Source organism: Flavobacterium sp. (genome assembly GCF_040402955.1).
In the GTDB taxonomy this organism is placed as follows: domain Bacteria; phylum Bacteroidota; class Bacteroidia; order Flavobacteriales; family Flavobacteriaceae; genus Flavobacterium.
Genome location: NZ_JBBALQ010000001.1, coordinates 1 through 24,547, shown reverse-complemented (window position 1 = coordinate 24,547; position 24,547 = coordinate 1). Strand labels below are relative to the sequence as shown.

The 24,547-nt window shown below is 31.8% G+C and carries 24 protein-coding genes; 5 read left to right on the top strand and 19 right to left on the bottom strand.

All coding sequences use genetic code 11. The annotated features are described in order from the left end of the window. Positions 1-47: 47 nt before the first annotated feature. The 7 genes from ABWP78_RS00120 to ABWP78_RS00090 all read right to left on the bottom strand — a co-directional run bounded on the left by ABWP78_RS00120 (position 48) and on the right by ABWP78_RS00090 (position 5,061). Positions 48-287: a NifU family protein gene (locus ABWP78_RS00120; RefSeq protein WP_353079544.1), complete on the bottom strand. Its 240-nt coding sequence runs from the start codon at positions 285-287 to the stop codon at positions 48-50. Positions 288-358: 71 nt separating this feature from the next. After that, positions 359-1,495 carry an Mrp/NBP35 family ATP-binding protein gene (locus ABWP78_RS00115; RefSeq protein WP_353167640.1) on the bottom strand — a complete coding sequence of 379 codons (1,137 nt, stop codon included), beginning with the start codon at positions 1,493-1,495 and terminating at the stop codon, positions 359-361. Between the two features lie 146 nt (positions 1,496-1,641). Beyond that, a complete protein-coding gene (locus ABWP78_RS00110; protein WP_353168093.1) occupies positions 1,642-1,962 on the bottom strand; it encodes an MGMT family protein in 321 nt (106 codons plus the stop codon). Between the two features lie 7 nt (positions 1,963-1,969). Then, positions 1,970-2,602, bottom strand: a complete 633-nt coding sequence (locus ABWP78_RS00105) for a LysE family transporter (RefSeq protein WP_353167638.1) — start codon at positions 2,600-2,602, stop codon at positions 1,970-1,972. Then, the gene (trmB, locus tag ABWP78_RS00100; RefSeq protein WP_353167636.1) at positions 2,602-3,276 is read right to left on the bottom strand and encodes a tRNA (guanosine(46)-N7)-methyltransferase TrmB; all 675 of its coding nucleotides are present in this window, start codon (positions 3,274-3,276) and stop codon (positions 2,602-2,604) included. The genes ABWP78_RS00105 and trmB overlap by 1 nt, the downstream gene beginning before the upstream one ends. Before the next feature lie 53 nt (positions 3,277-3,329). After that, positions 3,330-4,208 carry a sensor histidine kinase gene (locus ABWP78_RS00095; protein ID WP_502905433.1) on the bottom strand — a complete coding sequence of 293 codons (879 nt, stop codon included), beginning with the start codon at positions 4,206-4,208 and terminating at the stop codon, positions 3,330-3,332. Between the two features lie 157 nt (positions 4,209-4,365). Further along, positions 4,366-5,061: a response regulator transcription factor gene (locus ABWP78_RS00090; RefSeq protein WP_353167633.1), complete on the bottom strand. Its 696-nt coding sequence runs from the start codon at positions 5,059-5,061 to the stop codon at positions 4,366-4,368. Between the two features lie 191 nt (positions 5,062-5,252). Between ABWP78_RS00090 and ABWP78_RS00085 the strand changes: the two genes are divergently transcribed. From ABWP78_RS00085 to ABWP78_RS00075, 3 genes are all read left to right on the top strand, one after another. Beyond that, the gene (locus ABWP78_RS00085) at positions 5,253-8,048 is read left to right on the top strand and encodes a TonB-dependent receptor (RefSeq protein WP_353167630.1); all 2,796 of its coding nucleotides are present in this window, start codon (positions 5,253-5,255) and stop codon (positions 8,046-8,048) included. 97 nt (positions 8,049-8,145) lie between these two features. After that, positions 8,146-9,351 carry a beta-helix domain-containing protein gene (locus ABWP78_RS00080; RefSeq protein WP_353167628.1) on the top strand — a complete coding sequence of 402 codons (1,206 nt, stop codon included), beginning with the start codon at positions 8,146-8,148 and terminating at the stop codon, positions 9,349-9,351. 151 nt (positions 9,352-9,502) lie between these two features. Further along, positions 9,503-9,853 (top strand): toxin-antitoxin system YwqK family antitoxin, encoded by a 351-nt coding sequence (locus ABWP78_RS00075; RefSeq protein ID WP_353167626.1) that lies wholly within the window; start codon positions 9,503-9,505, stop codon positions 9,851-9,853. Positions 9,854-9,907: 54 nt separating this feature from the next. On the opposite strand, the gene ABWP78_RS00070 is transcribed toward ABWP78_RS00075, so the two are convergent. The 4 genes from ABWP78_RS00070 to ABWP78_RS00055 all read right to left on the bottom strand — a co-directional run bounded on the left by ABWP78_RS00070 (position 9,908) and on the right by ABWP78_RS00055 (position 13,455). Then, positions 9,908-10,621: a 3'-5' exonuclease gene (locus ABWP78_RS00070; RefSeq protein ID WP_353167625.1), complete on the bottom strand. Its 714-nt coding sequence runs from the start codon at positions 10,619-10,621 to the stop codon at positions 9,908-9,910. Positions 10,622-10,623: 2 nt separating this feature from the next. Next, positions 10,624-11,781 carry a serine hydrolase domain-containing protein gene (locus tag ABWP78_RS00065; RefSeq protein ID WP_353167623.1) on the bottom strand — a complete coding sequence of 386 codons (1,158 nt, stop codon included), beginning with the start codon at positions 11,779-11,781 and terminating at the stop codon, positions 10,624-10,626. A 204-nt stretch (positions 11,782-11,985) separates the two neighbouring features. Beyond that, positions 11,986-12,339, bottom strand: a complete 354-nt coding sequence (locus ABWP78_RS00060) for a DUF6567 family protein (protein WP_353167621.1) — start codon at positions 12,337-12,339, stop codon at positions 11,986-11,988. Positions 12,340-12,582: 243 nt separating this feature from the next. Further along, positions 12,583-13,455, bottom strand: a complete 873-nt coding sequence (locus ABWP78_RS00055) for a LamG-like jellyroll fold domain-containing protein (protein ID WP_353167618.1) — start codon at positions 13,453-13,455, stop codon at positions 12,583-12,585. Between the two features lie 227 nt (positions 13,456-13,682). Here ABWP78_RS00055 and ABWP78_RS00050 point away from each other — a divergent pair, with 227 nt between their 5' ends. Then, positions 13,683-14,183 (top strand): hypothetical protein, encoded by a 501-nt coding sequence (locus ABWP78_RS00050; protein WP_353167617.1) that lies wholly within the window; start codon positions 13,683-13,685, stop codon positions 14,181-14,183. After that, positions 14,150-15,043 carry a kelch repeat-containing protein gene (locus ABWP78_RS00045; RefSeq protein WP_353167615.1) on the top strand — a complete coding sequence of 298 codons (894 nt, stop codon included), beginning with the start codon at positions 14,150-14,152 and terminating at the stop codon, positions 15,041-15,043. Before ABWP78_RS00050 ends, ABWP78_RS00045 begins: the two co-directional genes overlap by 34 nt. Positions 15,044-15,183: 140 nt before the next feature. On the opposite strand, the gene ABWP78_RS00040 is transcribed toward ABWP78_RS00045, so the two are convergent. The 8 genes from ABWP78_RS00040 to ABWP78_RS00005 form a co-directional block, all read right to left on the bottom strand. Continuing rightward, positions 15,184-16,347 carry a class I SAM-dependent rRNA methyltransferase gene (locus ABWP78_RS00040; protein ID WP_353167614.1) on the bottom strand — a complete coding sequence of 388 codons (1,164 nt, stop codon included), beginning with the start codon at positions 16,345-16,347 and terminating at the stop codon, positions 15,184-15,186. Positions 16,348-16,464: 117 nt separating this feature from the next. Next, complete coding sequence (locus tag ABWP78_RS00035) at positions 16,465-17,124, bottom strand: CoA transferase subunit B (protein ID WP_353167612.1); 660 nt, start codon at positions 17,122-17,124, stop codon at positions 16,465-16,467. 89 nt (positions 17,125-17,213) lie between these two features. Next, positions 17,214-17,912 (bottom strand): CoA transferase subunit A, encoded by a 699-nt coding sequence (locus ABWP78_RS00030; protein ID WP_353150888.1) that lies wholly within the window; start codon positions 17,910-17,912, stop codon positions 17,214-17,216. A gap of 8 nt (positions 17,913-17,920) precedes the next feature. Further along, complete coding sequence (locus ABWP78_RS00025) at positions 17,921-20,242, bottom strand: penicillin-binding protein 1A (RefSeq protein WP_353167610.1); 2,322 nt, start codon at positions 20,240-20,242, stop codon at positions 17,921-17,923. An 8-nt stretch (positions 20,243-20,250) separates the two neighbouring features. After that, positions 20,251-20,739 (bottom strand): gliding motility lipoprotein GldH, encoded by a 489-nt coding sequence (locus ABWP78_RS00020; protein ID WP_353167608.1) that lies wholly within the window; start codon positions 20,737-20,739, stop codon positions 20,251-20,253. Then, entirely contained in the window at positions 20,729-21,883 is a 1,155-nt protein-coding gene (locus ABWP78_RS00015) for a PSP1 domain-containing protein (RefSeq protein WP_353167605.1), read from the bottom strand. The genes ABWP78_RS00020 and ABWP78_RS00015 overlap by 11 nt, the downstream gene beginning before the upstream one ends. Positions 21,884-22,265: 382 nt before the next feature. After that, positions 22,266-22,967 carry a GLPGLI family protein gene (locus ABWP78_RS00010; RefSeq protein ID WP_353167603.1) on the bottom strand — a complete coding sequence of 234 codons (702 nt, stop codon included), beginning with the start codon at positions 22,965-22,967 and terminating at the stop codon, positions 22,266-22,268. A 428-nt stretch (positions 22,968-23,395) separates the two neighbouring features. After that, positions 23,396-24,016, bottom strand: a complete 621-nt coding sequence (locus tag ABWP78_RS00005) for a hypothetical protein (protein ID WP_353167602.1) — start codon at positions 24,014-24,016, stop codon at positions 23,396-23,398. Positions 24,017-24,547: the final 531 nt, after the last annotated feature.

Here is a 24,547-nt window from a genome sequence, read left to right as displayed (position 1 = left end):
TCTTAATGTAAAAGGTCGAAAGTCGAAAGTCTGATGTCCGAAGTTTACTATTTTATATTTTCTACTGTTTCAATTTGCGGAACAAACTTCTTAATCGTTGTTTCTACACCCGCTTTCATTGTGCTAATGCTTAAACTGCAACTCGTACAAGCGCCTTGTAATCTAACTTTTACGTGTTTTCCATCAAGAACTTCTACTAATTCAATATCGCCTCCGTCGGAATTTAAAAAAGGGCGAATTTCAGCTAAAGCTTTCTCAATGTTTTCGGTTATTTCAATTTCTGTCATTTATTTAGACTTTAATAGATTATTAGAATCTTTAGATTTTTAGACTGAAATGTCTAAGAAATTTAAAATGTCTATTTTTTTATAGCAGCACATCCTGCCATTGTTGTAATTTTTATCGCTTCTGTAGCAGGTAAATTTTCGTTTCTTTTTACCGTTTCTGCTACTACACTTCTGGCTAATTCTTCAAAAACGGTTTCTAAAATCGTTCCCGTTTGCATTGCCGCTGGTCTTCCGTAATCTCCTGCTTCTCTAATGCTTTGTACTAAAGGTACTTCGCCTAAAAACGGCACTTCTAAATCTGCTGCTAAGTTTTTGGCACCTTCTTTTCCAAAAATATAATATTTATTTTCTGGAAGCTCTTCTGGTGTAAAATACGCCATATTCTCGATAATTCCCAATACTGGAACCTGAATGGCATCGGACATAAACATAGAAACTCCTTTTTTTGCATCTGCTAAAGCAACCGCTTGAGGTGTACTAACTACAACAGCACCTGTTATTGGCAACGATTGCATAATTGACAAGTGAATGTCGCCTGTTCCTGGAGGTAAATCTATTAACATAAAATCTAATTCGCCCCAATTGGCATCAAAAATCATTTGGTTTAAGGCTTTTGAAGCCATCGGGCCACGCCAAATAACCGCTTGGTCTGGTTTGGTGAAAAATCCGATAGATAATATTTCTACACCATAACTTTGAACGGGTTGCATTTTAGATTTGCCATCTATTTCAACTGAAATTGGTTTAGCCGATTCTACATCGAACATTATTGGCATGGATGGCCCATAAATATCGGCATCTAAAATACCAACTTTGAATCCCATTTTAGATAATGCTACGGCTAAGTTTGCTGTAATAGTAGATTTTCCAACACCGCCTTTTCCAGATGAAACTGCAATAATATTGCTTATTCCAGGAATTTGTTTTCCTTTAATGGTATTGGCTTCTTCTTTTGTAGACGTTTCAACTTTTATATTGACTTTAACTTTTGCATTAGCATCTATTTTTTCGGCAATGACTTTTTTGATATCGGCTTCAGCACGATTTTTTATATGTAAAGCTGGGGTGGTTAAAATCACATCTACAACTACCTCATCGCCAAAAGTTACTACGTTTTGAACTGCACCACTTTCTACCATATTTTTTCCTTCACCAGCAATTGAAATGGTTTCTAACACAGCAAGTATTTCTTTTCTATCTAATTTCATTTTATTGTGTAAACTTTTTTACTTTTATTTAAACTGAATCTGAATTGCAAAGATAGTTTGAAAATGACAAATGACAAATGACAAACGATAAAAGTTTGTTAATGAATGTATAAGATTTATTTATGTGATTAAAACATAGAAAAAACCTAAAAATCAGGTTCCCAAAAATGTTTTTTGAAATCTATTATTTGATTATCAATTACTTGAATGCCTTCGCTTTCTAACAATTGTTGCATTAAATTAGTGCCTTCAAAATGGTGTTTTCCCGTTAAAAGTCCTAAACGATTGACCACACGATGTGCCGGAATATCATCTTGTCCGTGACACGCGTTCATAGCCCAACCAACCATTCTTGCGGAACGACCCGCGCCCAACGCTTTTGCAATAGCGCCATAAGAAGTTACTTTCCCGTAAGGAATTTTTCGGGCAACTTCATACACACGTTCAAAAAAATTGTCTTCTTTTATTTTCAAACTACTTATTTAAGTTATAAATGGTGAAAACAGCAATTAATCCGGTAATAATAGCAATTATAAAATTAATGTTTTTAATAAAAAAAGCTACTTTATGTTTAATTTTTCGAAACAGAAAAGCATAGCCCATAAAAACTGTAAATGTGCCTAAAGTTGTGCCAAAAACAAACGCCAAACCTACTAAATTAGTAAAAAAATCTTCAATAAAAGCTGATAAATACAAACTTACAAACGCATAATATGGAATTGGGAAAATATTTAATCCCGAAATAAAAATGCCGTGTAAAAAGGGTTTCCATTTGGTTTTATTGGCTTTTTTCTTGATTTCTTTAGAATGCGTAAACTTCTGAATGCCTTTACCCAGAAAAAAAAGTGTAAGTAATATAAAAACTATACTCCCCACTAATTTTAAATTTTGAATTACTTGTGGATGATTTTCTAAAAAAGTAGCAAAATAAAACCCTAATACACTTTGAATAAATACTACTAAAATAGCGCCATTGATAAACTTTTTAGCTTTGAATAACGTTTTTTTAACGCTATAATTTGCCACAGTCATATTTACAATTCCAGGAGGTAAAACGCCTACAATTGAAAACAAAAGTGCAAATGCAAAAGCTAAAAATAAAGCCATTATTTAATTTTAAATTGAATATACGTGATGCTTTTATTTATTTTTAAATACTGACTTTCATAAAAAGTTTGAATACTGGTTACTTCTTCTGGTGCGCCCGCGTTGTTGTAAACGTTATGATTGGCGTACAAAACTTCGTGTCCTTCACCGTGTAATAAACCTAGGGTGTAGCCGTGCATAAATTCGCTATCTGTTTTTAAATGCATCAATCCATTAGGTTTTAGAATTTTTTTATAGTTCTGAAGAAATTCAGAATTGGTCATTCGGTGTTTTGTGCGTTTGTATTTTATTTGTGGATCTGGAAAGGTAATCCAAATTTCATCTACTTCATTTTCATCAAAACAATGCTTTATTAATTCAATTTGAGTACGAAGAAATGCCACATTATTTAATCCGTTTTCTACTGCGGTTTTAGCGCCGCGCCAAAATCGAGCACCTTTAATATCAATTCCAATAAAGTTTTTGTTTGGAAATTTTTCTGCTAAACCTACAGAATACTCGCCTTTTCCACAGCCTAATTCAAGAACAATTGGGTTATTGTTTTTAAAGAAATCCGAATTCCATTTTCCTTTTAATGCTAAACTATCGGTAACTACTTCTTCACGAGTTGGCTGAAAAACATTTGGAAACGTTACATTTTCGTTGAATCTTTTTAATTTATTTTTACTTCCCACAACAATTAATTTTATATTGCAAAAGTATAAAAATTAAAGTTTTGAAGGTCTAATTATTTACTAGTTTTCAAGGTAAACGAAAACTCAGAACCTTTTTGATACGTACTTTGCACAAATATTTTTTCGTTATGCGCTTCAATAATGTGTTTTACGATGGCTAAGCCCAAGCCCGAACCGCCTTCTTCTCTTGAGCCGCTTTTGTTAATTCTGTAAAAACGTTCAAAGATTCTTGACATATGTTGATGCTCAATACCTTGTCCGTTATCGTAAATGCGCACCAAAATTTTGGTTTTACTTATTTTCTCAACCGCAATTTCTGTGGTACCATTTTCTTTTCCGTATTTAATTGAATTCATGACTAAGTTGGTTAAAACTTGTTGAATTTTATCTTTATCGGCATAAACAATTATGGGAGAAACGTATTTTTCATCAAACATTAAAATAATGTTTTTGGCATCGGCTTTCATTTCTAAAAGATCAAAAACGTTTTGAATTTCGGCAATAATGTCAAATCCTTCGATATCTATGTTTAAATCACCAATTTCAAATTTAGAAATCATATCTAAATCTTGCACAATATTAATTAGTCTTTCAACGCCTTTTGATGCGCGTGCAATATATTTTACACGTAGTGCTTTGTCTTTAATGGCACCGCCTTCGATAAGTGTTTCTAAATAGCCTTGAACCGTAAATAAAGGTGTTTTTAATTCGTGAGAAATGTTGCCTAGGAATTCTCTTCTATATTCTTCACGAATGTTTAAGGATTCAATTTCAATTTTTTTCTCTTTGGCGAAGTTTCTAATGTCGTTAGTTAAAGTAGAAACGTCAGTGGTAACGGTTTTGTTTTTTAAAGAAGTGGCGTCTAAAAGGGAAACCTCATCGTATAGTTTTTTAATTCTTTTGTAGATAAATACTTCTACCCGATATTGCATTAGAAAAAAACTAAAAAAGAAAAGCGTAATAGGAAAAACAATAAGTATTAAGTAGTCTACTAACTGAATAAAATTATGGTAAATCAACAAACTTAATACAACAAAAAAAGAAATGTAAAGCGATGATTTAAAGGCAAATTTGTAAGATTTTTTAAAACTAATCGCCATTTAATTCAATTTTGTATCCCACACCTTTAATGGTTTTGAATACATCTTCGTCAATTTTTTCTCTAAGTTTTCTGATGTGAACATCTATGGTTCTTCCGCCAACAATGACTTCATTGCCCCAAACTTTATCTAAAATTTCGGCTCTGGTGAACACTTTTCCTGGTTTTGAAGCTAATAAATATAATAATTCAAATTCTTTTCTTGGTAAAACGATGGTTACGCCGTCTTTGATAATTTTATATTCTTCACGGTTAATTTCAAGATTCCCCACGGTTAACGTTTCGGAATTTTCTAATTCTGTATCTTTTAATCTACGTAATAGTCCTTTTACCTTACTAACTAACAACTTTGGTTTGATAGGTTTTGCGATATAATCGTCGGCACCAACTTCAAAACCGGCTACTTGCGAATAATCTTCACTTCTAGCGGTAAGAAAGGTAATAATGGTGTCTTTTAATTCTGGAATTCCTCTAATTTTTTCACAGGCTTCCATTCCGTCCATTTCTGGCATCATCACATCCATAATAATAAGATGTGGTTTTACTTTTATAGCCAATTTAACAGCTTCTTTACCATTTTCTGCTTTGGTAACGTGGTAGCCCGCTTGCTCTAAATTATAACCAACAATCTCCAGAATATCCGGTTCGTCGTCAACCAATAATATTTTTATGTCTTTCTTTTTCATATTGAATATAAAAGTAATTAAAAAAATTTAAGTTCCGTAAAATTATATATAAAAATGACAATAAATACTTATTTACTATTATTTAATCTGTTAACATTAACTTAACATTTTGCGTACTAATAAATAACCTCTAAGTAACATTAACGTAATTGAGGTAGGTCTATTTTTGCAACAAAAATAAACACAAACTCATGAAATTAAAATTTCTACTTATTGGATTATTCGTTACGGTAATCTCATTCGCACAAAACACAGCTAAAGTTGCTGGTTTAATTACAGACAAAGACAGCAAACAACCTGTTGGTTTTGTATCAGTATCCTTAAAAGGAACTATGATAAATGCGGAATCTGACATTAATGGTAATTATGAAATTACTATGAAACCAGGAAAGTATACAGTGGTATATGCTTTTATAGGATACAAAACTTTTGAAAAAGAAGTTGTTGTAGCTGAAAATGAAAACATTACTCAAAATGTTTCTTTACAAGAAAACTCTAATAGCATAGAAGGTGTTGTTATTAAAGGTTCAACTAGTAAAACTAAAGAAACCGCTTTATTGAAAGAGCAACAAAAAGCCGTGGAAATAAAACAAAGTATAGGAGCTCAAGAAATGTCTCGTAAAGGAATTAGTGATGTAGAAGAAGGATTAACGAAAGTAACTGGAATTTCAAAAGTAGACGGAAGAGGAATTTTTGTAAGAGGTTTAGAAGATAGATATAATAATTTATTGATTAATGGATTAGCCGTTCCATCGAATAACCCATTTAAAAAAATCATCCCTTTAGATATCTTTCCAACTGATATTGTTGGAATTATTGAAACATACAAAACATTCAACACAAATTTATATGGTGATTTTGCTGGAGGAACATTTAATATTATTACTTCAACGGGTGAAAAAAGTCAAACCAAATTTAATTTTGGTGCGGGTTATACGACAAACAACAATTTAAGTAAATTCTTAATGTCTAAAGACGCGAAAGGAACAAGTGATTTCTTTGGTTTTTCTGGAAATGAAAGAGATTTACCTAAAATTTTTGGAACCAACCCTGGTTATTTAACATTGACGCCAAGTCAAGCACGTAATAGTTTTGGTTCTGGTTTTGATGTGGAGAGTTCAAATTCGCCATTAAACACAAGTATAGGTGTTACTCATAACGAGAAGTTCAATATCGGTAAAAACAAAAACGTTTTTAAATACTTGTTGTCATTAAATTTTGACAATAAATTTCAAGTTAGAGAAGGTGTAAATCGTTTGTTCAACATCGCGCAAGGAAACTATGACAATAATTTATATTTTAAACAATATAAATATTCTACAAATGGTTCTGCTTTAGTCGCTTTAAATTATAAAACAGATAGGTTAAACTTAACTTCAAACACGTTTTATTTAAAAACTACGGATAACACCATACAAGATCAAACAGGTTCTGTAAATGGTGCTGCTAATCAAAACAATACATTCATTAGAATTAATGAATTACAAGAAACCGATTATTTAAACACGCAATTATTTGGAAATTATAAATTATCTAAAAACGAAAGACATAATTTAAAAGCAGGAGGTTCGTTTACTAAAACCAATTACCAATTACCAGATAGAAAATCCTTTAAAGGAATAAAAGTTGACGAAAACACAACAAATGTAAGTTATTCAGGAAATAGTTTTTACAGACAGTTTTTAAACTTCGATGGTAAATTTAATGCATCCGGATTATTAGAGTATTCATGGAAATTTGGAAATGAAGATGTTGACAAATCAAACAAATTAACAGTTGGATATAATGGTTATGTGAATAGTGTAGAATCTTCTTTTAGATTTTTAGTTTCTATTCCAACACCTACTTCAACAGGAGGTGTTAATTTCCAAACAAACACTCCAGATTCAGTTTTGTCAAATGAATTAGGCGCTAATAATTTCACATATAATGAAGGTACTAACGCAACTTATAAAACAAAATTGAATGAAGTAGTGAATGCTGGATATTTTGATTTGGCTTGGAAATTTGGTGAAAAAGTTGACTTAAATTTTGGTGCAAGAGCAGAACAAACAAACAGAGAAACTAAATATAAAGAATCTGGAAGTTTTGATGACCCATTTATTATTAAAAAAGTTAATAAAATTGACATCTTGCCTTCGTTGAATGTGAAATATGCTTTAAATGACAATAGTAATTTACGTTTTGCCGGATCCAAAACAATAACAAGACCTGTTATTATGGAAGCATATCCTTTGGAGTTTGTTAATCCTGACGGAACTATCGAACAAGGTAATACAAATATTAAAAATAGTGAAAACATTAATTTTGATTTGAAATATGAAATTTTCCCTACGGCTAAAGAATTATTTGTAGTTGGTGCCTTTTCAAAATTTATTCAAAATCCTATTGAAAGAGTATTTATTCCTTCTGCTGGTAGTGGTGGTCAAATTATATCTTACGATAATTCTAAGAAAGCTCTATTATTTGGAGCCGAAATTGAATTTTTATTCCAATTAGAAAAGATTTCTAAATCATTACAAGACTTATCTTTCGGGTTAAATACCACTTTAATGTATTCTAAAGTAAATATTAATACTGTAAATAGCGCGGAAACTATTGCTGTTGATGCAAATCCTTCAAGAAAACTACAAGGCGCTTCACCTTGGATAGTAAACGCTGATTTAAAATATGAATTTGATTTCAATAAAAACTGGAAAAACACCATGACTATTGTGTACAATGTTTACGGAAAAAGAATTTATGCTGTAGGAACAAACGGACTAGATCATTATTACGAAATGCCTTTTAGTAAATTAGATTTTGTATGGGGAAATAAAATTGGGAAAAATTGGGATTTAAAATTATCTGCTGATAACATTTTAAACCCATTATATCAAATTGAATTAGGAAGCCAAAGTAAAATTAACATTACGGAAACTGACTTAACAATTAGAGATTTCAAAAAAGGCGTAGGCTTTTCCTTTAATTTAGGGTATACCTTCTAAAAACACATAACATTTATTTAATATATTCTTAATTTTAATATCACTTTTAATTATAGCATACCGCATATATTTGCATTAAACAATAAACTAAAACAAAATGAAAAAATTAGTATTTAGCCTTGCAATCTTGGCATCAATCTTTACGGGTTGTTCTGATGACGAAGAAGAAACTCCTGTAAGAACTCCAACAACCGGAGAAATCACTGGTAACTTTACAGCTAGTAAAGCTTACGCTTTTGGTAACTATACTTTGAAAGGAATGGTTCAAATTCCAGCTGGAGTAACAGTAACATTTGAAGCAGGTTCAACAATTACAGCTGACGCTACTACAGGTGAATCAGGAATAGTCGTTTTAGACGGTGGAACATTAATTGCAAATGGTACTGCATCAGAACCTATTGTATTTACTTCATTACAAAAAACACCAGGTGACTGGGCGGGTATCATTATGTATGGTGATGCACCAATTGTAAACTCAGCAACAAACCCAGCTCTTCAAACTGCAACTTCAGAAGATGGATTATTAAAACCATATGGCGGATCAAATCCATTACATAATGGTGGGTCTTTAAAATATGTAAGAGTAGAATATGCTGGTAAAGTAATTACTTCTAACAATAAAGAACACAATGGATTTTCTTTTTACTCTGTAGGTTCAGGTACAACTTTAGAAAACTTAGTTTCTTACAAGGGAAATGATGATGGTTTTGAATTTTACGGTGGAACTGCAAGTTTAAAAAATGCAATTTCTTACGGAAACTCTGATGATGCTTTTGACTGGCAAGATGGTTGGAGAGGACAAAATAATACAAACTGGTATGCTTACCAAACAGTAAAAGGTAATTACGGTATTGAAGCTGAAGCTAAAAGTGTTGATAATGCATTTTGGCCAGTTGTTTCTAACATCACATTAAAAAGAGCTACAGGAACAATTACTGAAGCACAAAGTGAAGTACAATTAGATGCTTTCCAATTCAAAAAACATGGTAATGGTTATTACAGTAACATCGTAATTGATGGCTACAAAAACCAAACTGCACCTACTGCAATAAATGGTGGTGCTATTCAAATATTAGATTTAATTACTTACAACAGCCAAGTTGTTGGTGGTAAAATTAAATTAACTGATGTAAAAATCACTAACACAGATAATAACTTTATCTCTGGTGTTACTAGTGCTTTTACGGTAACTGCTACAAGTTTTGCTCCAACTACAAACTGGACAACTAGTACAACTGCTACAGGTGCTACTTTAGTTTCTGGTGCATGGTCAACAATAAACGGAGTTAATTTAATTCAATAATTAACACCAAAATAAATATCAAAAGCGGTCTTAAATAGATCGCTTTTTTTATGCTCTTTTTTCTAATGTTACTAAATTGTTAATATTTTGTTTGGTTATTGTAAAAATATGTTGTAGGTTTACATCATTATTAATCATAAAGCCTAATATTATGAAAAATTTAGCACTAATTTTTGGTTTGATTTTGTTTACTTCTTTCGGTTTTGCTCAAGAAACAGAGGCAGTTGGAGAACAAATTTCTGAAAACACAGTAAAAGTAACGTATTATCATTCTAACGGTAAAGTAATGCACCAAGGAAATTATATTGATGGAAAAGCAGATGGTTTATGGAAATCATTTGATGAAGCAGGAAATTTAGTTTCGGAAGGTTCTTTTGAACAAGGTAAAAAAACAGGTCTTTGGAATTTTTATACTACAAAAGCATTAAACGCAGTAGTATATTCTGATAACGCAATTGCCGATGTGAAAAAATTTAACACCAATGCTTTAGCAGGAAACTAAAAAAGCAATTACAAATAAAAAACCACGTAATAACTTACGTGGTTTTTTTATGCCTTATACTTTCAAAATCTCATCTGAAGTTAATAATTTTTGCAGTCGCAACTTTAATATAATTTGCGCTACAGCTATTACATCTTTTTCGCAATAGTTTGCAATTCGGTCAATGTCTTTGTCCTTGTAAAAAACTTTTGCTACTTCGCTTCCATCAATGTCATCTTTAGGAGAAGGCACACCCAACACTTTCGTTAATAATTTTAAAGAGGTAAAGTGTTTATAATCACCAAATTTCCATAATTCTAACGTGTCTAAATGCGGCACTTCCCATGGTTTTTTACCCATTAAATTCAATTTAGCTGGAATTTTTATCCCGTGAATTAACATACGTCGTGCGATAAAAGGAAAATCAAATTCTTTTACATTATGACCACACATCACGTGCTGAGGCAAATTAAAATGATTGTTTATCAAATTAGAAAAATCCAATAACAAACGCTCTTCATCTCCTTGAAACGTCGTGACTCTAAACTGCCTTTCGCCATTTTTTTGCGTAAAATAACCAACAGAAATGCAAATTATTTTACCAAATTCGGCCCAAATGCCTGCTCTTTCGTAAAATTCTTCTGGAGAAACGTCTTCTTTTCTTTGGTATTGCGTTTTGTGTGCAAAAAGTTCTTGAAAATCCGAATCTAAATCCGAAAAATGTTCCGTTTCAGGAACCGTTTCAATATCTAAAAATAAAATATTGTCTAATTGAATGGAGTCTAACATATCTATTTCTTTTTATTAATCATTTTTAAAGCTTCTTCTATATATATGTACAAATCGTTACTGTGTGGATCAATTTTAGTTTGTTTGCCTTTTAAATGCCCTAATCGTACAATAATAACATCGTCTTCCGGCAAGACAATTACAAATTGCCCTAAATGACCTCGCATATAATATATCTTTTTTCCATTTATTTGATGCAACCACCAACCATAACCATATTCTGGACTTTCCGAAAAACGAGGTTGTAATGATTTTTCCACAAACGAACGATCTAAAATTTGCTTGCCATTCCACACACCATTTTGTTTATAAAGTTTTCCAAAACGAGCAAAATCTCTGGCAGTACTGGCAATACAGCAATATGCCTTTTCAATTCCAAAATCGGTTGCATCTAATTGCCAAAGGGCGTCGTTTTCAGCTCCCATAGGTTTCCAAAAATGCTCAGACACATAATTAGAAAGATACGTTCCTGTGGCTTTTTCAATACACATGGCCAATAATTGTGTGGCACCACTCAAATAACGAAACTGTTGTCCTGGCTTGTCTTTAATACTTAATCCTAAAATAAGTTCTTTTAAATTGTCGTCAAAATAGGCCCGAGTTACAATTGAAAACGGACTGTAGTATTTTTCATCCCAACTTAAACCAGATGCCATAGACGACAAATCGCCTACGGTGACTTCTTTGGCAAATTTGCCTTTTAATTTTGGGAAAAAATCGGTGACTTTTTGATCTAAACTTTTAATTTTTCCTTCCATAATGGCTTTGCCTAAAGCAGCCGAAACAATACTTTTTGCTATGGAAAAGGAATTGCTCTTAGACGTGTTGGTATACCCATCAAAATAACTTTCATGCCAAATACTATCGTTTTTTATGACTAAAAACGCTACGGTTTGTAAGTTTTTGTGAGTCGTATTTAATTTGTCCGTAGCGGGAACGCTATTGTAATCTTTAGAAACTGCCCAAGGTTGTGCTGTTCCTTTTTGAATGGTACGATTTGGAAATTCTTTATAATCTTCTAAAAACGCAGTGGTATGTCCTTTTAAATAAACGGTTTTTACAGCCCGTAGCAAATAATCCACATCAAATATATATAAGATGAGAATAAAGCCAACACTGCTAATAAAAAACCATTTAAAGTAGGTAAATAAACGTTTCATGGGGCAATAGATTTGATAAGCAATATAATAAAAATTATTATGTTATTATTTCTTTCTAATAAAAAATTAATAATTGATGATTAAAAGTTTTTTTAAAAAGAAAAACCCTCTTAGAGTTTGGAACTTTAAGAGGGTTAAGTGGTTTTCGAAACGTTGCAAAAATAAACTAGTTTTTAATAAATTTTTAAACGTTATCAAAACAAATTATTTATTAAATTCAACTATGTCAGCGTTTACAGTACATTCTACAACACTTACTAGTCCCAAATAATAAGACGTTTTATAGTTAGTAATAATATTTGCCAAAGATTGTCCTGCTTTTAAATTGTGTTTAGACATTAAGTCTTGCTTAGCCTCACTAACCAGTGAATGTCTTTCAAATCCACCAATTCCAAAAATATAAGTTGCTACTGCTTTACCTTCAACATTAACTTCTGCGTAAGTAAAGTTTGCAGAACTCAATGCGGTAGAATTGTTAATTGCTCCGTTAAAGGTAGCCATACAGCTTGTTAATGTTGTGATAATTAACAAACTAAATAAAATTTTAATTTTTTTCATAATGATTAATTTAATGATTTAGTGCTTACTCTATTCAGTTTTCGGCCTCCCTGTTAATTTTAAGTTGATGCTTACTATTAATACTATTCCGAACTTGCGGAGTATCGAAGTATATAAATTTAGCTTGGCAAAACATGACAAATTGGATGCCCTCCTTAGTTGCACCGACAAAGTTTCCAAAAACCTTTTAGGTGTTTTTATTAAGAACAATAAGTTTCAAAAAAGACCTATCAGGATAATAAACTAGTTTTTAATAATGGTATACCCTTTATCTAAATCATTTACTTTTACTATATACGTGCCTTGGGCTAGTTTTTCAATATTTATAGTGCCTTCTAAAGCATTAACTTTTTCTTGTTGCACCAATTGACCTAACATATTGTAAATTAAAATTTTCTCCACTTGAATAGCAGATTTAAAATTTAAAAGACTTGTTGTGGGGTTGGGGTAAATGTCAATAGTATTAATTGCAAAATCTTCTGTAGATAATGATGCGTTATACAAATTAGTGATTTCTTGTTGGGTTAAAGCACGGTTCCAGATTCCTATGTCGTCTATTTTGCCGTTTAGCCAGTAGGGCCAAGTGGAATTACCAGCCATAGTTCCAAAATATAAGTTTTCACTACTTACTCCTTGAACATTATTAGGACTATAGATACTATTTTCTAATATTCCATTTATATATATTCTTAAATTATTCCCATCCCAAGTATTGGCAAGATATATCCAATTATTAAGATTAATGTTTGAATTCGAGGCAACATACAAACCACTCGACCCAATACCAATAGAAGCTCTGGCTTTAAGGCTGATAGATTTATAATGAAGTGAATAATGACCTACATTAAAATCAGTACCCTTACCTACAATATAGTTTGCGTCATCTTGTCCATTAATGTAATATCCATTTGATTTTACCCAAGCCGATATACTATATACTATAGGGCATAAGGAGGTGTTGTTATTAACTAATATGTAATCATTTATCCCGTCAAAACTATAAGCATTATTTAAATTTCCAAAACGGTCTGTTGTCAATATAGCTCCATTTACTAGACCATTATTAGTATTGCCGCTTAAATCATTAGCATTCCCAGTAAAAGGCCACCAACCCACAAGACCGTTTGCTGGGACATAATTTGGTACTTGGGAAAAAAGTAAAGTTGTTGTAAAAACTAAAATTAGGGTAATTATTTTTTTCATAGTAATTTGAATAAATATTAAAATTGCATTTCAAAATTATACTATGTACAAAAAATAGCTACAAATATTATTGGAAATCATACCTTCCAGTATTTTAATCTCTAACTATTTGGTTTATTTTTGTAAATTAATAAAGAAAAATGAAAAACGTTGTTGTTTATCTGTTAGCTATGTCTTTCAGTAACTTTACTTTAGCTCAAGAACTAAAATTTAGTCAAAAACCTAAGTTAATTTATGACTACAATCATAAAGAAGCCTTGCTGTTTAAAAACGATTCTGTAGTACTTAAAACCAAACAAAAAAAAGAAGTCTCTATTTTTAAAGAGGCTTTCCCTGGCAATTTTTCTGAATATATTCATGTTAATATTCTAGGGAGAATTATTTTAGTTCATGAAGGCTGTGGCCCTGTATTAGAATTCAGAAACGATAGTTTAGTTCGTTTAGACAAATCTTATTTACACCGAAACCAATTTTTAGGTAATTTATTTGTTTACCAAAATGAAATTTATTTTTTAGGCGGTTATGGTTTATTCACGCATAAAAAATACTTACCAAATTCGATTTTGAAAACAAAGAATGGGATGTTGTTAAAACTAATGATAAAAATATGCCTACATTTTGGAATTGTCTTTCAAAAGTAATTGATGACAACCTATATGTCTTTGGTGGTTTTACTAATGAAACCACTAACCATAATTTTTATGTTTTAAATCTAAAAACTAAAGAATGGAAAGTGTATGAGTCTAATATTTTTAAAAATTTAGATGCAGTGACACAAAATCAAAATACATTAATTGAAGAAAAAAACGGATTTTATATCATCGATGAGTATAAGATGTTTTACTTAGATTTAAAAACAAATAGTATTAAGCAATATAAAAACAAATTGTCAAAACACTACCCTGGGAAGTTCATTTTAAATGATACTGTTTATGGTATATTTGAATCCAAAACTGATCCAAAATACAATTTTATCTTCGAAAAATACCCTTTAAAAAAACATATAACTAATGTAAATGATTTTATAGTACTAGATCAAATATACTATGAAGACCGCACAGAATTATATTTTACAATTAGTGTTATTTTCATGCTTTTAGTCATCACAATATATTTGATTATTACAAAAAAATATTGGTTTATTTCACTCATTTACAATACCCCTTTTATTTATTCAATTAAAAAAGATAAATTGTTTTACAAGGGCAAATTAGTTTCTGTTTTAAACAATTACGATAGGTTACTACTAGAAAAACAAATTTTATCTAAAAATAATTTTTTCCCTTTAAGTGATTTAAACGACTTGTTTTCAGATTGTAAACAGCAAGACACGATGGATGTTTTAATAAAAAGAAGAGAAACTAAACTTAATGGTTTTATTAAAACTATTGCTGCGGTATCTGGTTTAAGTCCAGAAAAAATATGTGCTTTTAAGAAACATGATTCAGACAAAAGAATTAAAGAAATTCAAATTTTACCAAATGCTATTACATATATTTAATAATGAAAAATTGCTGTACTGAAATTATTAATGGATAAATACTAGATCCTGAAACAATCTCGAAGTTTCGGGACAGAATTATAAATCACCAGCTTACCACTGACAGCTGATAGCTAAAAGCTAATTGCTGACAGCTAAACTTACTCCACAAACAAAACCAATCCTTTTAAATAATGCCCTTCTGGGTGGTAAATATTGGTTGGGTGATCTGGGCCTTGTTCTAATTTATGCAATACTCTAATGTTTCTTCCGGTTTCTATGGCTGCTGCTGCAACGGTATTGTAAAACAACACATCGTCAATTACTTGAGAACAAGAGAAAGTAAATAAAATTCCATTAGGTGCTAAAGCTTTTAAACCTGCAATATTTAGACGTTTGTACGCTTGCGTTGCCGTATGTTTGCTTTTGATGCTTTTAGCGAAAGCGGGTGGGTCTAACACAATCACATCGTATTGCTGCGTGTGTTCTTTCATGAAGTTGAACACATCATCGGCAACTGCTGTATGGTAGGCTTTTGGGAAGTTTAATTCCATATTACTAGCCGCTAAATCTACCGCTTTTTGAGAAATATCTACCGAAGTTACTAATTCCGCTCCAGCGTGCATCGCATAAATAGAAAATCCGCCTGTGTAACAAAACGTATTTAGTACTTTTTTACCTTTTGAGAATGCACCTAATAATTTTCGGTTGTCCCGTTGGTCTAAAAAGAAACCTGTTTTTTGACCTTCTACCCAATTTACAGAAAACAAAATGCTGTTTTCTTTGGCAACGGTTTCTGTGTTAGTTCCAAATAAGAAATAATCGGTACCCGTATTTGGTAATGTTCCCGAACTTTTACAATAAATGGTATCGCAATGCTCCGAAAAATTAGATTTAATCGCTTCAGCAATTTGCTCCATTTGAAGAAAAATTCCAGTAGAATGGGCTTGTATGACCCAATTTTTATCGTAATAATCAATAATTAATCCTGAAATGCCATCCCCTTCTCCGTGAATGACGCGGAACGCATTGGTTACTTCAAAATCTAATAATTGGGTACGTAAATACCAAGCCGATTGTAGTTTGTCTGCCCAAAAGTTTTCAGAAAAAGTTTCCTCACCAAACGTCAAAATTCGAACTACAATACTTCCTTTATCACTGAAATATCCTGTGCCTAAATGTTGGTTTTTTGAATCCACTACATCTACCATTTCTCCGTCGTGTATTTCCCGACTTACGCCATACACCGCACCGCTGAAAATCCAAGGATGACGACGTTGAATGGATTTTTCTTTACCTGATTTTAGAATTACTTTAGCTCTCATATTTCTTTGAAAAGACCTAACAGGTTTTAGAAACCTGTTAGGTCTGTATAAAATTTTTATAATTTAAAAATTAGTTACACAACAATCAATTGGCACATTAACTAATTAACTAATTGCCTAATTAATACTCATTTCCGGAATTTCTCCTTCAATGATTAAATTAGCTTCTGTTGCTGTAATGATGTCTTCTACTGAAACACCTGGTGCGCGTTCTAACAATTTAAACCCATTTGAGGTAACTTCTAAAACGGCTAATTCGGTAACGACTTTTTTCACACAACCTACACCTGTTAATGGCAACGAGCATTTCTTTAAGATTTTTGATTCGCCAGCTTTGTTAACGTGCATCATCGCAACGATAATATTTTCAGCCGAAGCTACTAAATCCATAGCACCACCCATTCCTTTTACCATTTTTCCTGGAATTTTCCAATTGGCAATGTCGCCATTTTCAGAAACTTCCATCGCACCTAAAATCGTTAAATCTACTTTTTGCGCACGAATCATTCCGAAACTAAAAGCGGAATCAAAGAAACTTGCTCCTGGTAAAGTCGTGATGGTTTGTTTTCCTGCGTTGATAATGTCAGCATCTTCTTCTCCTTCAAAAGGGAACGGCCCCATACCTAACACCCCGTTTTCCGACTGAAATTCCACCGAAATATCCGTACGAACATAATTCGCAACTAAAGTTGGAATTCCGATTCCTAAATTTACGTAATACCCGTCTTTTACTTCTTGGGCGATTCGCTGTGCGATTTGATTTTTATCTAATGCCATAATATAATGTGTCAATGTGATAATGTGTCAATGTGCCAATTCTTGAAGCTACTTCAATTGGCTAATCGGCTAATTGCCGCATTGACTAATTACTTTTGTCTTACCGTTCTTTGCTCAATTCTTTTTTCAAATTTTTCCCCTTGAAAAATACGATTTACCATAATTCCTGGGATATGAATTTCATTTGGATTCAACGTTCCGGCTGGCACTAATTCTTCCACCTCAGCAATTGTTATTTTTGCAGCACCTGCCATACAAGCATTAAAATTTCGAGCCGTTCCTTTGAAAATTAAATTTCCCGCTTCGTCGCCTTTCCAAGCTTTTACGATGGAAAAATCAGCTTTGTATGCCAATTCCATTACGTGCATTTTTCCATTGAATTCACGTGTTTCTTTTCCTTCTGCTACTTCTGTTCCGAAACCAGCAGGTGTAAAAAACGCAGGAATTCCGGCTTGTGCCGCACGACATTTTTCGGCTAAAGTGCCTTGCGGGGTAAGTTCTACGTCTAATTCTCCTGAAAGCATTTGGCGTTCAAATTCGGCATTTTCTCCTACATAAGAAGAAATCATTTTCTTAATTTGACGCTTTTGTAACAATAATCCCAAACCGAAATCGTCCACACCGGCATTATTTGAAATGCAAGTTAAATTGGTGATATTTTTTTCTACCAATGCAGCAATACTGTTTTCGGGAATGCCACAAAGTCCGAAACCGCCTAGCATTATCGTTTGTCCATCTTGAATTCCTTCAAGTGCTTCTTGTACGTTGTTTACTTTTCTTGAAATCATAATATAAGTTATAGTCCGTCTAATCCGTCGGTATCTGGTTGTGCATCTATTGGCGCTGCGGTTGAATCTGTAGCCGTTGAATCTAAAACCGCTTTAGGTTCTGGTCCGCAATCTACTTTTATAGACATATTTGCAGGTCTTTTAAATGGCTGTTGTGAAACATTTAGCGTTGGATCTGCCAAACATTTTCGCATAAATATTCCGTAAATTGGTAAAGCTGTTGTAGCGCCTTGTCCCATATTTGTACTTGCAAAATGCGCGGAACGATCTTCATTACCTACCCAAACTCCGGCGGCTAAATTTGGCACCATTCCGATAAACCAGCCATCAGAATTGTTTTGAGAAGTTCCTGTTTTTCCTGCAACTGGTCCTCTAATATTATAAGGCACACCCGTTAAAAAATTGGATGGTGCGGAAGCTGCCCAACGCAAACGAGAACCCGTACCTGATTCGGTAACGCCTTCCATTAATTTAATAACGGAATAGGCTACATCTTTATTTACCACGTCGTGGGATTCTTCTACACCTTGGTAAATTACCACGCCGTTTTTATCTTCAATTTTTGTGATTAATTGCGGTTTAATGTATACGCCTTCATTAGCGAAAGTGCTGAAAGCGGCTACCATTTCTTCTACTGTAATTTCTACTGCACCCAAAGCAATTGCTGGGCGGTTTGGGATGTTAGAAGTAACTCCTAAATTTTTTGCCATTTCCACAACAGCTGGAGCACCCACTTCATGAATTAACCTTGCCGAAACTGTGTTAATAGAGTTGGCTAATGCTCTTTTCATAGAAACCAATCCGCGATATTTTCCATCTGAATTGTTTGGTGTCCAATTTTTATCGTTATTATCTCCTTTTAAAATGGTAAATGGCGAATCCATAATCATGTCGCAAGGCGATTTTTGTAATCTGTCTATGGCTGTAGCATATACAAATGGTTTAAAAGTAGAACCTACTTGACGTGCCCCTTGACCCACGTGGTCGTATTGAAAATATTTATAATTAATTCCGCCCACCCAAGCTTTTACATGACCCGTTTGAGGCTCCATGGCCATCATTCCGGTTTGCAAGAACTGTTTGTAATAAAGTATAGAATCTTTGGGCTTCATAATGGTGTCTCTTTCGCCTTTCCATGTAAAGATTTTCATTTTTGTAGCCACTTCAAAAGATTGTTTTATTTCTTCATCCGATTTTCCATTGATGCTCATAATACGCCATCTCTCCGAATTTTTCATGGCTTGATTCATGATTTTCTGAGTTTCCGCAGGCGTAATGTCTAAAAACGGTGCGGTTGGATTATTTTTTTGACGACGATTAAATTCCGGTTGTAAGTTAGATAAATGTTCTTCTACTGCTTCTTCAGCATATTGTTGCATGCGCGAATCAACTGTAACATAGATTTTTAAACCGGCGGTGTAAAGGTCTATTTCTTCTCCTTTTTCGTCCTCAATGGCTTTAATGATTGGTTTTAAACTTTCACGTAAATATTCTCTAAAATACGTAGCGGTACCTTCAGCGTGACTTTCCGGTTTGAAGTTTATTTTTACAGGAATTCGCTTCAATTCTGCTGCCTTTGCTTCCGATAAATACTTGTTTTTTACCATTTGATCTAAAACGGTATTTCTACGTTGGAAAACTTTTTCTTTTCTTTTTTCTTTGGTTGGATTAAACAATGCTGGGTTTTTTAGCATTCCAACAAATAAAGCACTTTCTGCTAATGTTAAATCTTTAGGTTCTTTGTTCATGTAGATTTTTGAAGCGGAACGAATGCCGACTGCACTATTTACAAAATCTACTTTGTTTAAATACAAAGCTATGATTTCTTGTTTGGTATATTGACGTTCTAATTTTGTAGCAATAATCCACTCTTTACATTTTTGAATGATACGAAATGGTAAAAATTTAGAGCCTTCACCATGAAATAAATTTTTAGCTAATTGTTGCGTGATAGTACTTGCTCCACCGCTTCCTCCTAAACTTGAAATAGCTCTTAGGGTTCCTCTTGCGTCTACACCAGAATGTTCGTAAAAACGTTCGTCTTCTGTAGCTACTAATGCATCTACTAAATGCTTTGGTAAGTCTTGATATTTTACAGGCGTTCTGTTTTCTTTATAAAATTTTCCTAACGTTACGCCGTCTGAAGAAATAATTTCTGTAGCGATATTGGTATCTGGATTTTCTAATTCGTCAAATGAAGGCATTTTTCCGAAAAATCCCCACGATGCCAAAAGAAAAAATAATAATACGCCACCAAAAGTGTAGCCGAATAATTTCCAAAATTTTCTAACGTAATCTGAATAACTGACTTGGGTGTTGTTAGTTGCCATTTTTTTCTTTATTTTCTTTTTTCAATTCTAAATCCTAAATCTGTAATGCCGGTTAAGTCTTTTACGCCTTGTACTTTTCCTGTTTGTCTTACAGCGTGTTTAACTTCTAACGTATATTTTCCAGGTTTTTCAAAACTATAATTTTCTTTATACCACAGTTTGCTTTCTTTTACATCTGAAAAACCAGTACCTAACAAAGTGCCGTCTGGATTCGCCATTTGGTATTCTAAAGTATCTACTACCACTTTTCCGTTTGGCTGGTTTAACGATACAATTAAAAACAAATTATTATACGGATAATCGTTATTATTTCTGACGTTTAAAAATAAATTATACACGCTTGTGGTGTCTTTTTGTTCAAAAGTAAACGTGGCTTTTTTATTTTTTTTCCACGTGCCATCAAACGCATAATATTCATCAAAAACCTGTTTTTTATCGCAAGAAATTACAATAAAAAGCAAGAAAAGACTTAGTATTTTAAAAAAATTATTGTTCATTTTTCTTAAACGGTTTCTTTTTTCTTTTATTATTATTGTTCGATTTTTTCTTAGGTTGATCAAATCGTGTTAAACTATCTTGTCCTACCACATTTTCGAATTTTTTCTCCACATTTACTGTTGAAACTTCCTCTACAAAGTCTTCCAATTGTGCGATTTTTTTGCCTTGTTTGTTAATCGCAACAATTTCTTTTGCTTTTTCAGCAGTTAACGTGTGCCAATGCGCTGGTGCATTTGCGTATGAAAACCACATTAAATTTTTGAAAATATCTATTTTTTGACAATACGCATCACCTTTATCCGTAAGCAATTTTGTATCCATATCTGGCAAGCCTTTTAATGCGTCTAAATACGTATCTAATTCGTAATTTAAACAACATTTAAGCTTTCCGCATTGCCCAGCTAATTTTTGTGGATTTAACGATAATTGTTGGTATCGAGCTGCAGAAGTATTTACGCTTCTAAAATCGGTTAACCAAGAAGAGCAACATAATTCGCGTCCACAAGAACCAATTCCGCCTAAACGAGCGGCTTCTTGACGGAAACCAACTTGTTTCATTTCTACACGGATTTTAAATTCACTTGCATATTCTTTGATTAATTGTCGGAAATCGACACGGTCATTTGCGGTATAATAAAATGTGGCTTTTGAACCATCGCCTTGAAATTCGATATCCGAAATTTTCATTTCTAATTTAATCGCTATGGCAATTTCACGAGCACGAACTTGAATGCCATCTTCTTTATTTCTTACGCCATGCCAAATATCGATGTCTTTTTGAGTCGCTTTGCGATATACTTTAGGAATTTCGGCGTTGTCTTTGACGTTTTTCTTGTTCATTTGAACACGGACTAATTCGCCAGTTAAAGACACCAAACCCACATCGTGACCAGAAGAAGCTTCAGTTGCTACTACATCACCGATGCTTAAAGTAAGTTTTTCGGTATTTCTAAAAAATTCTTTTCTTCCGTTTTTAAAACGTATTTCTACACAATCAAACGGTGCTTGACCACCTGGTAATGTCATATTGGCTAACCAATCGAAAACCGTTAATTTGTTGCAGCTATCGGTGCCGCAAGTCCCATTATTTTTACACCCCTTTGGTGCACCACCATCGGAAGTTGAACAACTTGTACATGCCATAATTTATATATATTGATCGCCTCAAAAAAATTGAAACTACTTTTCAAATGTTATTTTGAGCGTAAAGATAGCATTTTTTTAACTGAATTTAAACTTTTGATTTTTCAAGTTGCTACAAACAAAAAAACCTGCTACATCTTTATAACGTAGCAGGTAATTTTTTCTTGTAATTTGGTTGTTATATTTTATAAGTTAATGACAACATAACCACTCTTGGTAAAATATACGTTTTGCTTTCGGATATTATTAGATCAGATATACTGATGTTATTTTTAGTTTTCGTATCAAAAATATTATTTGAAATAACTTATATATGAATTATACAAAGGAAACCAATAATGTTTTAATCCCATGTCGTTAAATAATTTAAAACTATAATCCTTTACCGTGTATTTTCTTGATATATTTTTAAAAATTCTTCCATATTAACAATCGTGCCTTTTTCTTCAAAAAAAAACGCAATATTTTTGTTAATTAACTTTAATGAAGTTATCTCAAAAGTATAGGAGTCAGTTTCTACTTGAATTATTAAACCTGGTAAACCATGAAAATCTCCAGGGCCATTAGAAACAGGCACATCTGACGTAAACCACACTAATACTTTATTTCCAAATAAATCAATCGTTTCTGCTGAAAAACAATTAAATCCCTTAACCTTTTTTTCTTTATTGTTCAATATCCAGTTATAACTTTTAAGTGTGTCAGATATTACAAATGCTTTATCTATTATAAATTCTCTATTCTTTGTTTTCTTTAATTTAAAATCTTTAAAAATTATTGAGGTAAAATCGTTTAGCTTATAATTATTTAAAAAATCTAATTCAGTTTTTTCACTTGGGTTAGAAAAAACTTTTACATCTTTATAACTTTTAAAAATTGATTGTTGCTGGCTATGTATTAAAGTGTATTGTATAATATTATTAAAATTTAATTTCAATTCATTATCTATATCTTTAATTCTGGTATTAATACTATCGATTTTGGTAAAATTACCTAGAATTAAATTGTAATCTACAATGAAAGTTTGAGATTTAGATGCGTTAGTATAAAAAATAAACGATAAGAAAATTATTCTATAAAACATAATTTTGAGTTAATTTTTTTTTATTTTTTTTATACTCCGATAATTTTTTTTTATCCCAAAACTCAAATTTTTCAAAAAAACTTTTTTCAGGACATAATATTAACCCTCTATTACTTAAAACATACCAATAATCGAACTCTTTATTGTTTATCAATTTTTTAATCGAATAATATTTATATAAGGGTGTAAAATAAGACCAATAAAAAAACATTACAGAAATAAAAATTAATGTATAAAGTAAAAAATCTTTAACTTCAGAGTATTTAAACACAAAGAATATACCAGAGACAAAAGGTAAATTTAACAAAATAAAACCTAAAAAAACAATTTTAATTATTTTTAATTTATTCATTTTATAGTTTTAACAATCTACTCATAGTAATAATTATATCTTTTACCATGAGTAAATTTTAGATTAGAAATTTTTATTAATGCGGGTCACAACTACAACCACAAGCACTAACAGTTAATTTACCATTACAAGGGCTACAAGCATTAAAAGCATCTGTACAAATTTTTGTTACAGCAGCTGAAATTGCGACAACAGCAATATATGCACAAGGAGGACAATCATCTTTTGAAATCAAAGATGATTTGTTAATGTTAGAAAATATATTTTTAATAAAGTTGACGTTTAAATTCTCACCAATAAAAGATGATTTATAAATAATATTATTGTTTTCTACATTTACAAATGCTTGTTTGCCATCTTTAGAGACTTCAAAATTTGTCAGCTTAATTACATTGTTTATGTCATTATAATTAACTTCTAAAACAATATTTCCATCAATATCTATAGTGGAACTGCATTTACCGAATGCTAAGCCTTCAATTTCATTGAAAGGATTGTAAAAAGAATACCCGCCAGTTTTGCAATTATTCTTTTTAAACAGGAAATTACTTATAGCTCCTTTTTCTATATTTAATATTTCTAAATTAGCTAATGTGAATTTTGATATTTTTGGAACTTCTGTTACAGGTGAATTATTTTCTGCAAAAGTATACGAACCGACTAGCATAAATGCTAAAGATAAAAATAAATTTTTCATAATGTTAAAATTATGTTTCAATCCTCTGTCAGAACGAAGACCTCCACGTTAATTTGTTTAATATTATTCTGCCCTTTTGTTACTGACAACTTTCAAATATACAAATTTTTTTATTTCATCTAAATTACTCTTTCAAAAGTATGTCGTTTATTATTTTTGCTAATGAGCTACCTTTACGTTGGCTGGACTTAAACGCTAATCTAATGACTTTCTTTTAGTTTACTTGTTTATATTTTGTTTTTCAAAGGTTTCTTGCAACTTTTTTAATACTCATTTTTTTTGTATTTAAAAAAATAAAAATTGGATATTCTATCCTAATTTCTAATTTTTAAAATTAAACATTTATTTGTTTTTAACAACCGGTTTCTCGAGAACTTTTTTGTTAAAACAAATTTATGGACTAAAAATTAATAATACTATGCCAAATAGTTCTAAATTATGCCTATTTGGCATAAAGTTTTTGTTGTTTTATTTTATTAACCCGTTGTGCATTATTAAACGAGATTTATTTTTAAGTTGTTAATATTTCTT

Excerpts from the sequence above, each read along its gene's own strand:
- ABWP78_RS00065 (WP_353167623.1), bottom strand. The coding sequence starts at position 11,781 with ATGAAACGTTTATTTACCTACTTTAAATGGTTTTTTATTAGCAGTGTT.
- ABWP78_RS00075 (WP_353167626.1), top strand. The coding sequence starts at position 9,503 with ATGAAAAATTTAGCACTAATTTTTGGTTTGATTTTGTTTACTTCTTTC.
- ABWP78_RS00020 (WP_353167608.1), bottom strand. The coding sequence starts at position 20,739 with ATGAACAATAATTTTTTTAAAATACTAAGTCTTTTCTTGCTTTTTATT.
- ABWP78_RS00005 (WP_353167602.1), bottom strand. The coding sequence starts at position 24,016 with ATGAAAAATTTATTTTTATCTTTAGCATTTATGCTAGTCGGTTCGTAT.
- ABWP78_RS00120 (WP_353079544.1), bottom strand. The coding sequence starts at position 287 with ATGACAGAAATTGAAATAACCGAAAACATTGAGAAAGCTTTAGCTGAA.
- ABWP78_RS00030 (WP_353150888.1), bottom strand. The coding sequence starts at position 17,912 with ATGATTTCAAGAAAAGTAAACAACGTACAAGAAGCACTTGAAGGAATT.
- ABWP78_RS00070 (WP_353167625.1), bottom strand. The coding sequence starts at position 10,621 with ATGTTAGACTCCATTCAATTAGACAATATTTTATTTTTAGATATTGAA.
- ABWP78_RS00015 (WP_353167605.1), bottom strand. The coding sequence starts at position 21,883 with ATGGCATGTACAAGTTGTTCAACTTCCGATGGTGGTGCACCAAAGGGG.
- ABWP78_RS00045 (WP_353167615.1), top strand. The coding sequence starts at position 14,150 with ATGCCTACATTTTGGAATTGTCTTTCAAAAGTAATTGATGACAACCTA.
- ABWP78_RS00050 (WP_353167617.1), top strand. The coding sequence starts at position 13,683 with ATGAAAAACGTTGTTGTTTATCTGTTAGCTATGTCTTTCAGTAACTTT.
- ABWP78_RS00035 (WP_353167612.1), bottom strand. The coding sequence starts at position 17,124 with ATGGCATTAGATAAAAATCAAATCGCACAGCGAATCGCCCAAGAAGTA.
- ABWP78_RS00115 (WP_353167640.1), bottom strand. The coding sequence starts at position 1,495 with ATGAAATTAGATAGAAAAGAAATACTTGCTGTGTTAGAAACCATTTCA.
- ABWP78_RS00090 (WP_353167633.1), bottom strand. The coding sequence starts at position 5,061 with ATGAAAAAGAAAGACATAAAAATATTATTGGTTGACGACGAACCGGAT.
- ABWP78_RS00105 (WP_353167638.1), bottom strand. The coding sequence starts at position 2,602 with ATGGCTTTATTTTTAGCTTTTGCATTTGCACTTTTGTTTTCAATTGTA.
- ABWP78_RS00040 (WP_353167614.1), bottom strand. The coding sequence starts at position 16,347 with ATGAGAGCTAAAGTAATTCTAAAATCAGGTAAAGAAAAATCCATTCAA.
- ABWP78_RS00085 (WP_353167630.1), top strand. The coding sequence starts at position 5,253 with ATGAAATTAAAATTTCTACTTATTGGATTATTCGTTACGGTAATCTCA.
- ABWP78_RS00095 (WP_502905433.1), bottom strand. The coding sequence starts at position 4,208 with ATGCAATATCGGGTAGAAGTATTTATCTACAAAAGAATTAAAAAACTA.
- ABWP78_RS00080 (WP_353167628.1), top strand. The coding sequence starts at position 8,146 with ATGAAAAAATTAGTATTTAGCCTTGCAATCTTGGCATCAATCTTTACG.
- ABWP78_RS00060 (WP_353167621.1), bottom strand. The coding sequence starts at position 12,339 with ATGAAAAAAATTAAAATTTTATTTAGTTTGTTAATTATCACAACATTA.
- ABWP78_RS00025 (WP_353167610.1), bottom strand. The coding sequence starts at position 20,242 with ATGGCAACTAACAACACCCAAGTCAGTTATTCAGATTACGTTAGAAAA.
- ABWP78_RS00010 (WP_353167603.1), bottom strand. The coding sequence starts at position 22,967 with ATGTTTTATAGAATAATTTTCTTATCGTTTATTTTTTATACTAACGCA.